This is a genomic window from Pedobacter sp. (genome assembly GCF_035566355.1).
Lineage (GTDB): Bacteria > Bacteroidota > Bacteroidia > Sphingobacteriales > Sphingobacteriaceae > Pedobacter.
In genome coordinates this window covers 1-13767 of record NZ_DATMRL010000561.1, presented here as the reverse complement: position 1 = coordinate 13767, position 13767 = coordinate 1, and the positions used below count along the sequence as shown (strand labels likewise).

Genomic DNA, 13767 nt, shown 5'->3' with positions numbered 1-13767 from the left:
AACAAACGCAGAATTAATCTTCAATGATAAAACCGGAAAACCTTACGTCAATAAAGATGTTACTTATGTGGTGCAGGTGAATTCAAAAAACATATTTAAGGGAAAGACATCGACCAGCAATACCGGAAAGATCAACTTTAGCTTTTTCTCTCCGCAAACCGATGTGAAATCTTCTGGCAAAATTACAGCAACAATTGATGTTTCTGATAAAGACCGCGTCACTAAACTGATCCCCTTCACCGCCGCTTCCGCACAGATGGATGTACAATTTTTTCCAGAAGGGGGAAACCTTGTCGATAACATTCCTTCCAGGATAGGAATAAAAGCAATAGATCGCAATGGCCTTGGAAAGGATATATCGGGCACTATTGTGGATAACGAAGGTAATGAGGTGAGAAGTTTCCATACAACACACCTTGGCATGGGAAATCTGATCCTTGATCCGCAGCCAGGAAAGAATTATACCGCGATTGTTAAAGTTGAAGATGAGCCCACGCAAAAAATCAAACTTCCTCCTGCACTTACTTCTGGTTATGTATTATCCGTTAATAATCAGGACAGTTCAAAAATCAACATAAAGATTTATCTGAGTAAAAATGTTCTCGGAAAAGGAAGATTAAAATTACTCGCACAGAACAACGGCAATGTATATGCTGTGTATACTGCTCAAACAGACAAACAGCTCGTGGTAATTAATATTCCCAAAAAAGATCTTCCTATTGGAATTGCTCAGCTTACACTATTTGGACCGGACAATACTCCGGTTTGTGAACGTTTGACTTTTGTAAACAATTCAAAAGATATGACCAGTATTCAACTTCAGGGTAATAAGCAACAATATCAAAAAAGAGAGCTGGTAAAACTCGCTCTAACTTCGGGTGCTGGTAACAAACCCATGGAAGGTAATTTTTCTCTTTCGGTAACCAACACCGCGATTGTCCAGCCCGACGAGGAAAATGAAAGCCATATCCTGGCCACATTTCTTCTGACCTCCGATTTGGCTGGTTACATTGAAAAACCAGATTACTATTTCCTTAAACAGGACCAGGCTACTCAGACCGATCTTGACAACCTACTGCTCACCCAGGGTTGGAGACGTTTTTCATGGAAAAATTTCCTCGAACACACACCCGAAACAGTGCTTTATGCACCTGAAAAATCCATTTCCATTAGTGGTACCTTAACCACTCCTGGCGGGAAACCAATAGAAAAGGGCAAAGTTTCTTTGTTCTCAAAATCAGGCGGAATATTTATGATTGATACTTTGACAGATCTCAGCGGACATTTCAACTTTGATCATCTGGATTTCGGCGACAGTACTAAATTCGTTATTCAGGGAAGAACTACAAATAATAAGACGAATGTAGAATTAAAACTGGATCGGGTCCCCCAACAAATCGTTACCCGCAATAAAAACACTGGAGATATTGAAATAAATGTAAATGAAGCTATTTCATCCTATATCTTTAAAAGTGAAACCTATTTTGATCAGCTGACCAAACGTGGTCTGCTGCACAGGAGTATTTCTCTAAAGGAAGTAAATATTAACGAAAAAAAACCTGTTGCCTCACACTCAGCTAATTTAAATGGAGCCGGGCATGCAAATAAGACTATTACTGCAGAAGAGTTAAAATATGGCCCTGCTCTATCTAGTAATTTGACCGCCCTTATTCCTGGCATAGCCTTTCCTGGCGGGCAACCTGCCCTTGCCAGGTACGCCAGCAGAAAACAGATGCATATACTGGTTGATGGGGTCTACAGAGAATTAACAGCTGGTGAAACTATTGATAATTTTATGAGTATTGAGGACATAGAAAGCATTGAAGTGTTAAAAAGCCCATCCTACACCGCTATCTATGGCGGAATGGGAGATGGAGGCATTTTACTGATCACCACCAAACGTGGAAAGAAAGAGAAACCTGAACCTGGTTCAGTCTACACTCCGGGTATTATCACATATATGCCAAAAGGTTATTATTCGCCAAGAACGTTTTATTCTCCAAAATACACTTTTACATCTGATATTCAACCTGACCTTAGGTCAACCGTTTATTGGAATCCTCAAGTGATTACTAGCAAAGAAGGCGTAGCCCAGGTTGAATATTTTAATACGGACCAACCAGGAATCTACCGGGTGGTTGCCGAAGGAATGAATGCCAGTGGCCAACTGGCAAGAACTGTATATACTTATGAAGTAAAATAGATAAAAATGAAAACAATTAAAGTTAGCATAAAAGACCGCCTGGCCATTATTACCCTCAACAGGGCGAAGTCGAATGCCATGAACAGAGAAATGATCACGGAACTGAACGATATGTTCCGTAATATTTCTACAGATGCCAATATTGGCGGAGTGATCCTTACCGGCCAGGAAAACTTTTTTTCGGCCGGACTTGACCTGATTGAACTCTACCAGTATGATGAGAAAGAAGTCAGGTCCTTCTGGGAATTGTTCCTGGATTTTGCTTCTACTCTTACCCGTTTCAAAAAGCCACTGGTAGCCGCCATAAACGGACATAGCCCAGCTGGAGGCTGTGTCATGGCATTAGCCTGTGATGCGCGGGTTATGGCCGAAGGCAAATATATTATAGGACTGAATGAAGTTCCGGTAGGTATTATTGTACCCAACAGCATTTTCAAGCTGTATGCTTTCTGGATCGGCAAGGCAAATGCAGCCAGGAGCTTACTGGAAGGTAAATTGTTTAGTCCGGAAGAAGCACTACAGGCAGGTCTGATAGACGAAGTGGTTAAACCTGAAAGCATCCTGACCGCGGCAGAGCGGAGGATCAGGAAGTATATGGCTTTTGAACCGAATACCTGGCAACAAAGTAAATTAAATATCAGACAGGAACTGATTGCCGCCACAGCAGAGGATCAAAGTGCAACACTTGCCCTGATGCTGGAGCAATGGTGGGCGCCCTCTACCAGAAGTATCCTGAAAACAATTATTGATAACCTTCAAAAAAAATAAGCGATGTACAACCAACCCATGCTGAGAGATGATGCCTTAAAAGGCAAAACCATTGTAATTACAGGAGGTGGTACCGGATTGGGTAAAGCCATGGGTACCTATTTCCTGAAACTGGGTGCCAACCTGGTGATCACCAGCCGAAAACTGGAAGTTATCCAAAAAACAGCAGAAGAACTGGAAAAGGAAACCGGAGGAAAAGTTCTTGCGGTGGCCTGCGATGTAAGGGAATATGAACAGGTAGAGCATGTGCTGGCAGAAAGTCTCAAAACTTTTGGCCGGGTAGATGGCTTGCTGAACAATGCAGCAGGCAATTTCATCTCTCCTACAGAACGCCTTTCCCCCAATGCATTCTCTTCTGTTATTGATATTGTATTGAAAGGATCGGTGAACTGCACATTAGCCTTTGGAAAGCACTGGATCAAGGAAAAACAACCTGCCAGTATTTTAAATATCGTCACCACCTATGCCTTTACCGGTTCGGCTTATGTCGTTCCTTCTGCCTGCGCCAAAGGTGGCGTACTGGCGATGACCAGATCATTAGCTGTGGAATGGGGTAAATACGGTATTCGAACCAATGCTATTGCGCCGGGCCCTTTCCCAACCAAGGGTGCCTGGGAACGTTTATTACCAGGAGATCTGGCTGAGAAATTTGATTTCAAAAACAGAGTCCCTTTAAAGAGAGTAGGAGAACATCAGGAACTAGCCAACCTCGCTGCTTTTTTAATCAGTGATTTTGCGGGCTATATCAATGGTGAAGTGATTACGATTGATGGCGGCGAATGGCTCCAGGGCGCTGGACAGTTCAACGGACTGGAAGCTATTCCAAATGAAATGTGGGATGCCTTTGAGCAAATGACAAGAGCAGCAAAAGGAAGTTAAGCTCCTTTTACCACCTGATCAATGCACTTGCCCAGGTAAACCCCGAACCAAAGGCGGCCAGGCAAACCAGGTCGCCTTCTTTAATCTTACCAGCTTCCCAGGCCTCGCATAAAGCAATCGGGACGGAGGCCGCTGTAGTATTTCCATACTTCTGGATGTTATTGAATACTTTGTCATCACTCAGCCCAAGCAATTGCTGCACATACTGACTGATCCTCAGATTGGCCTGATGAGGAACCAACAGGTCTATATCTTCAGGCTTCAGATGATTGGCCTCCAGAGCCTCTTTGATCACTTCCGGAAATTTCACTACCGCCTTTTTAAATACAGCAGGCCCATCCATATAAGGCAAGGCTGCTCCGCTTTCCAGCTGTTCGGTTGTCATAAACAAACCACCCAGTTCCTGATCCGGATAACCAGGCTTGTCTTTTAGCCACTTATTGGCAGCAGCACCAGGGTAATACATCGCCAGAATTTCGGCATCTGCCCCATCGCTATGCAAATGTGTACTCAAAATCCCTTGTCCTTCCCGGCCCGCAGGCTGTAACACCACTGCACCCGCACCGTCACCAAAGATGACGGAAACATTTCTGCTGCGTGTATTAAAATCCATTGCAAAAGAATGTTTTTCACTGCCCACCACCAGGATATTCTTATACATCCCGGTTTTAATGAACTGATCTGCAACAGAAAGAGCATATACAAAACCAGAACACTGGTTCCGGATGTCCAGTGCACCAATCTCTTTCATCTTCATTTCCCGTTGGAGCAATACCCCACAACCAGGGAAATAATAATCAGGGCTTAAGGTCGCAAAAATGATGAAATCAATGTCCTGAGCTGTAGTTCCAGCTCTTTCAATGGCTATTTTAGCCGCTTCGATCCCCATTGTGGTGGTTGTTTCTTCCAGCCTGTCTGCAAAACGGCGTTCTTTGATCCCCGTACGTTCTTGTATCCAGGCATCATTTGTATCCATAAACTTGGAGAGATCGTCGTTGGTATAGACATTTTTTGGAACATAATAACCTATGCCTGCAATTTTAGAACTGTTCATCTTATTTGGTTTAACTGCAAATTTTAATCAAAAATAACTTTAACTGCAACATTATTTTGAAATAAGCTTATTTTTGTAGCATGTCCACAGAAACAAAAGAAGAAACCTTTACGCTCGAGGAGATCCTTTCCTCTTTAAAAACCTCGCATCGTTTAATTTTATGGAACGATGATGTAAACACTTTTGATCATGTTATCCATTGTATGATGAAATACCTGGACTACACAGAAAGCCAGGCAGAAAAAATTGCCTGGGAAGTACATAACAAAGGAAAATGTGCCATCCTGGAAGGTTCTTTTACCGAAATGGAAATTTACCGGAAAATCCTTCAACAGGAGGGCTTAACCGTCTCCGTAGATTAGGACAGTTTTTTAAATACGGCCGTCAGTTCATCCTGGGTGGTCTGCGTTTTATCCTTTGCATACCAGCCATGTAGCTTTTCGGCAATTTTCATCATATCCGTTTCTTCCGCTTTCCATTCTTTTAAAAGGCTTTGAAGAACTTGTGGTCTTGGTCCCCATTGCATTTTCACGTCTCCCTGTTCATCCAGAACAAGCAGCACAGGAATAGCCCGTCCTCCATTGGTCAGGTGTGCATCGATCAAAGGTAAATGTTCGTCACGCAATACAAATCTCAGGCTGAATTTATCCGGATCACTCGCTTCTATTTTGGCAAACAAGGGAACAATCTGTGCGGCATCCCCACACCAGCCTTCTGAAATCACCAGCAATCTGTATGGCTTTTGAACAGACTTCAATACCAGAAGTAATTCCTCTTTTAACTCCACCGTCTTTTCCACCCTGTTCATTCGCTGTATGTTCATTTTTGTGTAATGAAGCATCGCTTCCGAATCGTCCGGACCGGTCGTTTTTCCTTGTTTTAACTTTTCATCGATCAATTGGCGGTAAGCCGTATAGCTTAAACCCTCCCTATCAAAAATATTACTGTAATTTATCATGATATCGCTGTAATAAAATAGTTACGCCCCCTAATATTAAATTTCCTCGCTGTTACTTTGCCCTTCTTAAATAAACACACAAAAAGGATAAAACACCAGATGAGAACATATGTAGGCAAAGTTCTGTTATTAGCCATTGGAATTTGTATAATAACTGTAAAACTTAATGCTCAATCAACCACACCAACATCAATCAGCGCAAAAGTCATAGACGCCCAGACCAATGAAACCGTTCCTTTTGCCACCGCAAGTATTCTCAACAGAAAAACGAAAGCTGTTGTAAAAGTAGCACAAACAGACGTTAACGGAAATTTAAAAATCATAGGGCTGCCCAACGGGGTATTCACCTTTAAAATAAGTTATATAGGCTATCAAACCCTGGTCAGAGACTCAGTAAATATTAACGGAAGCCAAAAAGATCTGAATTTTGGCACCATAAAAATGAAACCAGCCAAAGGTACCGTGCTGAATGAAGTCAAGATCACAGGTCAGAAGAGCACCATGCAGCTTGGCATTGACAAAAAAGTATTCTCGGTAGACCAGAGTTTGATCAGTGAGGGTGGTTCAGCAGCAGATCTTCTTCAGAACGTACCGACAGTACAAACCGACATGGATGGCAATGTAAGCCTCAGGGGTTCAACAGGGGTCAAAGTTCTGGTAGACGGAAAGCCTTCGTTAATTGCTGGTGGCGACGTAGCGACCATCCTTCAGTCTATTCCGGCCAGTTCTATTGAAAGCGTAGAGGTGATCAACAACCCCTCCGCAAAATACGATGCAGAAGGGCAATCGGGGATCATCAATATTGTACTGAAAAAGAACAAAAAGCTAGGATTTAACGGTTCCCTGGCACTTACTGCCGGAAACCGCGACAATTACAATGCGAATACGAGTCTTAGTTTCCAAAACAAAAGGGTAAACCTGTATGGAAATTACAGTTACAGGTATGGAAACCGTTTAGGTGGTGGCTACAATAACATTACCTATATAGATATGGTCAATAAAGTTCCGTCAGGTTATGCCGATCAAAATACAGACTCCAAAAACCTGGATAAGGGTCATAATGTAAAAGCAGGGATTGATTACAATGTTACCGATAAAAGCACCCTAAGTTTTTCAGGAAACTTTAATACCCGTGACAATGACAGAACGGATCTGCTTAAAGTAAACCGCTTAAATGCAGACCGGAGCCCGTTTGAGCTGAGCAACCGCCAAAACAAGACAGATGGTAATGGCAACAGCTATGATCTGAATATGGATTTCAGCCAGAAATTCAAAAAGCCCAAAGAAGAACTGACCTTTAATCTCGGCTACTCCAAAGGCACCAACGACAACAATCAGACCTACACAACCGAATTCTACAACAGAGGTGGGCAAGCGGGTGTTTATCCGGATAGTATAAACACTAATATCGGTACAGGTTCTAACAAAAGTTATAATATCCAGGCAGATTACAGCCTTCCGGTTGGAAAAGCAGGAAAGTTTGAAACGGGTTATCGCAGCCAGATCCGTTATGCAGACAACAATACCTTGTCTTCTATTCTAAACAACACCACCGGAAATTACGATACGGATTATTCCCTGACCAATAATTTCCATAGTAAAGACCAGGTACATGCTATTTATGCCAATTTCCAGAACCAGGTTGGTAATTTTGGCTATCAGGTTGGCTTAAGGGCAGAAGATGCCTTGTTAAATACCACATCTGGAGCATACCACAGCGATAACAGTATTATTTATACCCCTGGAAAAGTAGACTATACCCGCTTGTACCCCAGCGTGTTTTTAACAGAAAAACTGAAAGGTGATCAGCAGATACAATTGAGTTACAGCAGAAGGGTAAACAGACCAAGAGCCTGGGATACCAATCCTTTCCTGGATACTTCTGATCCTTTAAACTATCGTCAGGGTAATCCAAACCTAAAACCAGAAGATGTCCATGCCTATGAATTCAGTTACAATAAATTCTGGAAGAAGGTCACGTTTATTTCCACCGTGTATGTTCGTCAGACCAATGATGTCATTGAACGGATCAGATCACTGCCTAATGATCAGGGCATCACCACGACGACCCCGGAAAACCTGGCCAAACAATTGGCTACAGGTTTAGAGCTGATTGGGAAAGTAGATATCATGAAAGCCTGGAATTTTACGGCCAATGCCAATTTGTACCATAGTAAACTCACCGGTTCTCCGGAATATGGAACGACAGACAATTCAGGGTTCAGCTGGGATGCCAACCTGACCAATAATTTTATCCTTCCCTACAACATCAGCCTGCAGCTCAAAGGAGACTACAGCTCATCACAAGTCATTGCCCAGGGAAAAAGAAATGCGATGTACGGTTTGGATGCAGGCGCAAAATATGATTTCAAAAACAAAAAAGCTTCTCTGAGCCTGAATGTAAGGAACGTACTGAACAGCAGAAGCTGGAGTATGACCACCAATACACCGGGAACAGCAATAGACTTTAAACGGTACATGACCGGTCCGATGGGCAGTCTGACCTTCTCTTATCGTTTTGGAAGAACTGACTTCATTTCTAAAAAGACAAAAAAACAAGAACAGCAGGATCAGCAGCGTCCAGATGAAGGCTCATTTTAAGAGAAATTTGTATCTTGCGGCATGGATGAAAAGAATCCCTGGACAACCCTGGAAAGCCGCAAGATTTATGAAAACAACTGGATAGGCCTCACTGAACACGATGTGATCAATCCTTCCGGAGGCAAAGGTATTTATGGCCAGGTTCATTTTAAAAACCTGGCCATTGGTATTTTGCCCCTGGACGAGGAAAAGAACACCTGGCTGGTTGGTCAGTACCGATACCCGTTAAATGCCTACAGCTGGGAAATTCCCGAAGGTGGTGGCCCGCTCCATCTCCCGGCACTTGACAGTGCCAAACGTGAACTGCTGGAAGAAACCGGTTTAAGGGCAAGCCATTGGCAACAGATTCTGCAAATGCACCTGTCTAATTCCGTTTCTGATGAACTGGCCATTATATATCTGGCTACCGGTTTAACCGAGGGCGAATCTGAACCGGAAGAGACCGAACAACTCTGTATTCGTAAATTGCCTTTTGAGAAGGCTTATCAAATGGTTCTCCTTGGAGAGATTACCGACAGCATGAGTGTAGCTGCCATTTTAAAAACTAAAATTTTATTGGACGAGGGTTCCCTTAACACCCTTTAAAAACATAAGATCAATGAAGAAGCTTTTAGGTTATATATTAAGCCCTGTATTTTATATTTTCTTTGCTTTGACCCTGGTGGTGTTTCAGCCCATTCAGTGGGTTTGTTACAAGTGCTTTGGCTATAAGGCGCATAAATGGTCGGTAGATGCTTTAAACTTTTTCCTGACGTATTGCCAGATTTTCCTCGGCAATTCCATTCAGTTTATAAATGACCAGCACCTGCCGGATAACCGTTCTGTTATTTTTATTGCCAACCATCAGAGCATGTATGACATTCCTTCTATTATCTGGTTTTTACGCAGGCAACATGTTAAATTCATTTCTAAAATCGAACTGACCAAGGGGATTCCTTCGATTTCTTTTAACCTGAAATATGGTGGGGGAGCAAATATTGACCGGAAAGACAGTAAACAATCTATCGGAGAAATTATAAAACTGGGCAGGCGGATGAAAGAAAACAACTGGTCGGCTATGATTTTTGCTGAAGGTACGCGTGCAAAAGATGGTCAGATGAAAAAATTCCATATCGGTGGAATCGCTACATTGTTAAAAATTAACCCTGATGCGCTTGTCGTTCCCATCGCTATTGAGAACTCCTGGAAAATCGTACGCTATGGCACCTATCCTTTAAGCACTTTCGAACGGTTAAAGTGGACCGTACTGCCTGCCATTTCCACCGAAGGTAAATCGCTTGAAGAGATTACCCTGGAAGCCGAGCAGGCGATCCGCAAAAAGCTAAACCAGGAACTGCCTGCTTAAAGATTTTTATTCTCGATACGTTTAAAGAACTCATCCCGGTAAGTGTCTCCAATCGGAATCACTTTTCCGCAGATGCTAATGCGGCTTCTTTCTATACTTTCAATCTTATCCAGCGAAATAATATAGGATTTATGGACCCGGATGAACTGAGATGAAGGCAAGGTTTCTTCCATTTTCTTCATATTCTGAAGTGTAATCACCCTTTCTGTTTTTGTATAAATGGAAATATAATCTTTTAAGCCTTCAATATAGAGTATGTCGGCCAGTTCAATCTTCTGTATTTTGTGCTCTGTTTTAACAAAAATAAAGTCCTGTACCGGATGGATAACTACTGGGGCGGGGGCGGCAACAGGGACGGGTGCAGGTGTTACTGCGGCTTCTGTATTTTTCACCTGGCTGTGTACTTTTTCTACTGCTTTATAGAAACGGTCAAAGGCAATGGGTTTAAGTAAATAGTCTGAAACATTCAGGTCATAGCTTTCCAGTGCATACTGGGAATAAGCAGTGGTGAGTATATAATTCGATTTTCCAGTTGCAATTTTCAGAAACTGGATCCCGGTCAGGTCAGGCATCTGGATATCCAGAAAAACAAGATCTATACCCCCGGCCTGAACCAATTGCAAAGCCTCAATTGCATTTTCCGTACGTTTAACAAGCTCCAGAAATGGAACTTTAGAAATATAGTCTTCTATAATATCCAGAGCCAGAGGCTCATCATCAACAGCAATACATTTAAGTTTCATCATATATCAAGCATTAGTTCACTGGTGTAATGGGTAGCCGAATTTACAATATTTAATTTATACCTTTCAGGATATAATAACTGTAATCTGCGCTCTACGTTATTAAGCCCTACCCCACCCATTTCATCTTTGTTTTGTTTACTCTTTTTATTGGTAATACTAAAGTGGAGGATCTTTTGATTGGCGATGATATTGATTTTAATCGGATCCTTTGGATCATTAGCCACTCCATGTTTAAATGCATTTTCTACAAAAGAGATCAGGATCAGAGGAACAATCTGCTGGTCATCGATCTCCCCGTTCAGTGTCAGCTCAACTGCGGCTCCATCCTTAAACCTGAGTTTCTGAAGCTCTATAAAACTTTTCACATATTCAATCTCTTTACTCAGCGACACCCAGCTGTCGTTACTCTCGTAGATCATATAACGCATAATCTCCGAAAGCTTTAAAACGGCATCTGCTGTTTTATCTGATTTTTGATAGGCAAGAGAATAGATATTATTTAAGGAATTGAATAAGAAATGTGGATTTAACTGCGATTTGAGAAACTGCAGTTCCATATCTTTTTTTTCGCTCTCCAGTTTACGCTGCACCCGTTCATTACCAAACCAGTCTATGGCCAGTTTAATTAATGCGCTGATCACGATAAAGAAACCAGAGGTAAAAACAGACCTGACAATATACTCGGGAATCTCTGTATACTTCTTATCTCCGTTTTTGCTCAGATAGGCCAAAATCACATCACTGTTTAATACGGCGATCATCGTTTTCAAAATACACATGAAAACAATAAGAAGCAGCATAGAAAACACATACATGCCATATCTTTTCCTGTCCTGAACCAGTTGCGGAATAAGCAAAGTATAGTTGATGTAAAAGATAGAAATATTAATCAAACCATAGTACCCGAAATGTACCATGATCTCGTGTGGCGACAACCTGCGTTCGTTGCTGGCGATAGCCAGGCCACATATAATGATCACGATCAACCAGAATATAAAATGGATCAAAAAAGAGCCTCTGTTTTTCATTCGTATATTATTGTTTTTTCAGCCTTGCTTATTTTTCTTAATTCTCTTCAAGCTGCCTTTGGCGGTTTATGACCATCAAGCTATGTGCTATAATAATCATTCCACTATAGGCTTCCAAAATAAAAAAACTAATCCTCTGTAAGGTACCTGTTTCGACGAACTGGCTTTTTTCTTCTACGAACCCCAAAAAAAGACGATTTTCTTCCAAACCCTTCAAATTAACCGTTTATCTAGAATAACCTGCGCTTGGTCTAAAACATTTTAGCAGGATATTTTTTATGATTCTATTTGTTTCATCAAACCGAGCATTAGTAGGCTCCTGAGCATAAAAACTTGAAAAAAAAATATTATGAAAACGTTATCTAACATCTCGCCATTTATACTTTTACTGGTTCCTGTTTTTGTAGTCCTGTTGTTAACCTTTACAACCAGTATCAACAGCAGCCGTCAAAACGATGAAGCTTCCGTAAAACGCACTATAAATACCCGTGGCCCTGTGGTTAAGGTTGATGCCTTGTTCTCCAAGTAGTTATTTCCCTGGTTTTGGTGTCACGATCAGGCTTTCATGCCCCAATGCGTCAACAGACTGCAAACCAAAGAAATAATTATCCTTTGAATACGCAAGGACAGCGGAAGTGTCTGTAATGAAGAGCTTCTTCTCCCAAACAGGGCTGCTGGTTTCCCTGATCAGCACATAATAACCAGAAGGCTGTACGCCTGCAGGTGCTTTCCACTTTAAAGCCGTCTTATTTGTCAGTTCTGTCGTTAATAAAAGAACTTCACCTGGCTCCTGAGGTGCCAAACCCAAATTTCCAAGTACCGCAAGGTTCAATCTAGTGATCTTCTGCAAATAGGTATAATCTACATATTCCGGTAAATCTCCAATTTGAGATTCCTGTCCTTTTTTGATGTCCTGATGCTGCCGGTTAAAGTTTTCATTCATTTCTGTGATCCGAACTGCTGTAAAGCCCTGTAATGAAAATGGAGTATGGTCTCCCCCTCTTAAAAAACGGTCCCTTCTATAGATCAACTTTACCTGCAGCTGGTCTACATATTTTTCTCCTGTCTCTTTAATATATCTGGCCGCCTGTCTGGCAGCACCGTCATTCTCTGTTCCTGCAGATTGTCTGGCCAAAGCCTGCTCTTTGGTCTCTGCAGCGGGGATGCCCTCACTGAAAACCCGAACACTACTATTGTCTTTCAGATCAGTTTCCATACCGTAACTATTGCCAATCATATCATTATTGAGCAATAAGTGTACATTCCATCCTTCCTCTTTTGCCCGCTTTGCCAAATGCGCGGCACCATACAGCCCCTGTTCTTCGCCCACCATAGCTACAAATACGATGGTTGCACGGAAACTGTTTTTGCTCATCACCCTGGCCAGCTCCAGTACACCGGCTACACCAGACGCATCGTCATTAGCACCCGGGGCAAAATCTCTATTGTTCATCACATCAGTTACCCGGGAATCATAATGTCCGCATACCATCAGCATACGCTTATCGGCCGGATCCGTGCCCGGTAAAATAGCCATTACATTTTTTAATGTGGTGGGTTCGGGTATCCGCTTTCCGTCTGCCGGCTGAACAAACTGATCAAAACTGATCTTGAGTTTTCCCCCGTTATCTTGATTATACCGTTCAAATTCTGATTTGATCCAGGTACGTGCAGCACCTATTCCCGTCGTTTTACTCAAGGTATCACTTAGTGTATGCCTGGTTTGAAAAGAAACCAGTTTTCTTATCGTTTGCTCCAGGTGAGTTGCAGAAACCTGCTCCAGCATTCCTGAAATTACCGGATCACGGACAATGACACGCTGTGCAGACGCAGTATGGATCACCAACAGGAATAAAACACAATAGGCTAATTTCATAAGAATGGGGTTTAATCGCATCAGAAAGGTACAAATTATTCAAGGATAATTTTCAAACTAAAGATTTAGTAGTAAAAATTTGTATAACTAAATAATTAGTTATAGCTTTATACAACGCGTTACAAGAACCTAAAATAACCTGATTAATAAGAACATATGGAAATTAAAGATTTAACTAAAGCCGAGGAACAGATTATGCAGGTCATCTGGCAAATTGAAAAAGGCTACGTAAAGGACGTCATTGACCTGCTCCCTATTCCCAAACCGGCTTACAATACGGTATCTACCATCATCCGTATTCTGGAGACT

At 42.0% G+C, this 13767-nt stretch carries 14 protein-coding genes; 9 read left to right on the top strand and 5 right to left on the bottom strand.

All coding sequences use genetic code 11. From position 1 onward, the window contains the following. From VNZ46_RS22050 to VNZ46_RS22040, 3 genes are all read left to right on the top strand, one after another. Positions 1–2203: carboxypeptidase-like regulatory domain-containing protein (locus tag VNZ46_RS22050; protein WP_325562646.1), on the top strand; the 2203-nt coding region annotated here is incomplete at its 5' end. A 6-nt stretch (positions 2204–2209) separates the two neighbouring features. Continuing rightward, the gene (locus VNZ46_RS22045) at positions 2210–2971 is read left to right on the top strand and encodes an enoyl-CoA hydratase/isomerase family protein (RefSeq protein WP_325562644.1); all 762 of its coding nucleotides are present in this window, start codon (positions 2210–2212) and stop codon (positions 2969–2971) included. Positions 2972–2974: 3 nt separating this feature from the next. Continuing rightward, positions 2975–3850, top strand: a complete 876-nt coding sequence (locus tag VNZ46_RS22040; RefSeq protein ID WP_325562642.1) for an SDR family oxidoreductase — start codon at positions 2975–2977, stop codon at positions 3848–3850. Positions 3851–3857: 7 nt separating this feature from the next. Here the strand turns inward: VNZ46_RS22040 and VNZ46_RS22035 are convergent, their stop codons facing one another. After that, positions 3858–4904, bottom strand: a complete 1047-nt coding sequence (locus VNZ46_RS22035) for a beta-ketoacyl-ACP synthase III (protein WP_325562640.1) — start codon at positions 4902–4904, stop codon at positions 3858–3860. A gap of 80 nt (positions 4905–4984) precedes the next feature. Here VNZ46_RS22035 and VNZ46_RS22030 point away from each other — a divergent pair, with 80 nt between their 5' ends. Further along, a complete protein-coding gene (locus tag VNZ46_RS22030) occupies positions 4985–5266 on the top strand; it encodes an ATP-dependent Clp protease adaptor ClpS (RefSeq protein WP_133783640.1) in 282 nt (93 codons plus the stop codon). Here the strand turns inward: VNZ46_RS22030 and VNZ46_RS22025 are convergent. Beyond that, a complete protein-coding gene (locus VNZ46_RS22025) occupies positions 5263–5862 on the bottom strand; it encodes a thioredoxin family protein (protein WP_325562638.1) in 600 nt (199 codons plus the stop codon). The genes VNZ46_RS22030 and VNZ46_RS22025 overlap by 4 nt on opposite strands. Before the next feature lie 99 nt (positions 5863–5961). Here VNZ46_RS22025 and VNZ46_RS22020 point away from each other — a divergent pair, with 99 nt between their 5' ends. From VNZ46_RS22020 to VNZ46_RS22010, 3 genes are read left to right on the top strand one after another with little or no spacing between them, the layout of a single operon-like run. Further along, positions 5962–8463, top strand: a complete 2502-nt coding sequence (locus VNZ46_RS22020) for an outer membrane beta-barrel family protein (RefSeq protein ID WP_325562636.1) — start codon at positions 5962–5964, stop codon at positions 8461–8463. A gap of 21 nt (positions 8464–8484) precedes the next feature. Next, entirely contained in the window at positions 8485–9048 is a 564-nt protein-coding gene (locus VNZ46_RS22015; RefSeq protein WP_325562634.1) for an NUDIX hydrolase, read from the top strand. A 13-nt stretch (positions 9049–9061) separates the two neighbouring features. Beyond that, positions 9062–9808, top strand: coding sequence for a lysophospholipid acyltransferase family protein (locus VNZ46_RS22010; protein WP_325562633.1), 747 nt, complete (start codon positions 9062–9064; stop codon positions 9806–9808). Here VNZ46_RS22010 and VNZ46_RS22005 read toward each other — a convergent pair. Together VNZ46_RS22005 and VNZ46_RS22000 are read right to left on the bottom strand one after the other, a co-directional pair. Then, positions 9805–10554, bottom strand: coding sequence for a LytTR family DNA-binding domain-containing protein (locus tag VNZ46_RS22005; protein WP_325562631.1), 750 nt, complete (start codon positions 10552–10554; stop codon positions 9805–9807). The genes VNZ46_RS22010 and VNZ46_RS22005 overlap by 4 nt on opposite strands. Then, positions 10551–11582, bottom strand: coding sequence for a sensor histidine kinase (locus VNZ46_RS22000; protein WP_133783651.1), 1032 nt, complete (start codon positions 11580–11582; stop codon positions 10551–10553). The genes VNZ46_RS22005 and VNZ46_RS22000 overlap by 4 nt, the downstream gene beginning before the upstream one ends. A 349-nt stretch (positions 11583–11931) precedes the next feature. Between VNZ46_RS22000 and VNZ46_RS21995 the strand changes: the two genes are divergently transcribed. After that, positions 11932–12111 carry a hypothetical protein gene (locus tag VNZ46_RS21995; RefSeq protein WP_133783653.1) on the top strand — a complete coding sequence of 60 codons (180 nt, stop codon included), beginning with the start codon at positions 11932–11934 and terminating at the stop codon, positions 12109–12111. On the opposite strand, the gene VNZ46_RS21990 is transcribed toward VNZ46_RS21995, so the two are convergent. After that, positions 12112–13458 (bottom strand): M20/M25/M40 family metallo-hydrolase, encoded by a 1347-nt coding sequence (locus VNZ46_RS21990; RefSeq protein WP_325562629.1) that lies wholly within the window; start codon positions 13456–13458, stop codon positions 12112–12114. A 156-nt stretch (positions 13459–13614) separates the two neighbouring features. On the opposite strand from VNZ46_RS21990, the gene VNZ46_RS21985 reads away from it, so the two are divergent. Continuing rightward, the coding region (locus tag VNZ46_RS21985) for a BlaI/MecI/CopY family transcriptional regulator (protein ID WP_325562648.1) at positions 13615–13767 on the top strand (153 nt) is incomplete at its 3' end.

Bases quoted from the DNA above. Each gene is read 5' to 3' on its own strand.
- VNZ46_RS22045 (WP_325562644.1), top strand. From the start codon at position 2,210: ATGAAAACAATTAAAGTTAGCATAAAAGACCGCCTGGCCATTATTACC.
- VNZ46_RS22025 (WP_325562638.1), bottom strand. From the start codon at position 5,862: ATGATAAATTACAGTAATATTTTTGATAGGGAGGGTTTAAGCTATACG.
- VNZ46_RS21990 (WP_325562629.1), bottom strand. From the start codon at position 13,458: ATGAAATTAGCCTATTGTGTTTTATTCCTGTTGGTGATCCATACTGCG.
- VNZ46_RS22005 (WP_325562631.1), bottom strand. From the start codon at position 10,554: ATGATGAAACTTAAATGTATTGCTGTTGATGATGAGCCTCTGGCTCTG.
- VNZ46_RS22040 (WP_325562642.1), top strand. From the start codon at position 2,975: ATGTACAACCAACCCATGCTGAGAGATGATGCCTTAAAAGGCAAAACC.
- VNZ46_RS22000 (WP_133783651.1), bottom strand. From the start codon at position 11,582: ATGAAAAACAGAGGCTCTTTTTTGATCCATTTTATATTCTGGTTGATC.
- VNZ46_RS22020 (WP_325562636.1), top strand. From the start codon at position 5,962: ATGAGAACATATGTAGGCAAAGTTCTGTTATTAGCCATTGGAATTTGT.
- VNZ46_RS22030 (WP_133783640.1), top strand. From the start codon at position 4,985: ATGTCCACAGAAACAAAAGAAGAAACCTTTACGCTCGAGGAGATCCTT.
- VNZ46_RS22015 (WP_325562634.1), top strand. From the start codon at position 8,485: ATGGATGAAAAGAATCCCTGGACAACCCTGGAAAGCCGCAAGATTTAT.
- VNZ46_RS22010 (WP_325562633.1), top strand. From the start codon at position 9,062: ATGAAGAAGCTTTTAGGTTATATATTAAGCCCTGTATTTTATATTTTC.
- VNZ46_RS21995 (WP_133783653.1), top strand. From the start codon at position 11,932: ATGAAAACGTTATCTAACATCTCGCCATTTATACTTTTACTGGTTCCT.
- VNZ46_RS22035 (WP_325562640.1), bottom strand. From the start codon at position 4,904: ATGAACAGTTCTAAAATTGCAGGCATAGGTTATTATGTTCCAAAAAAT.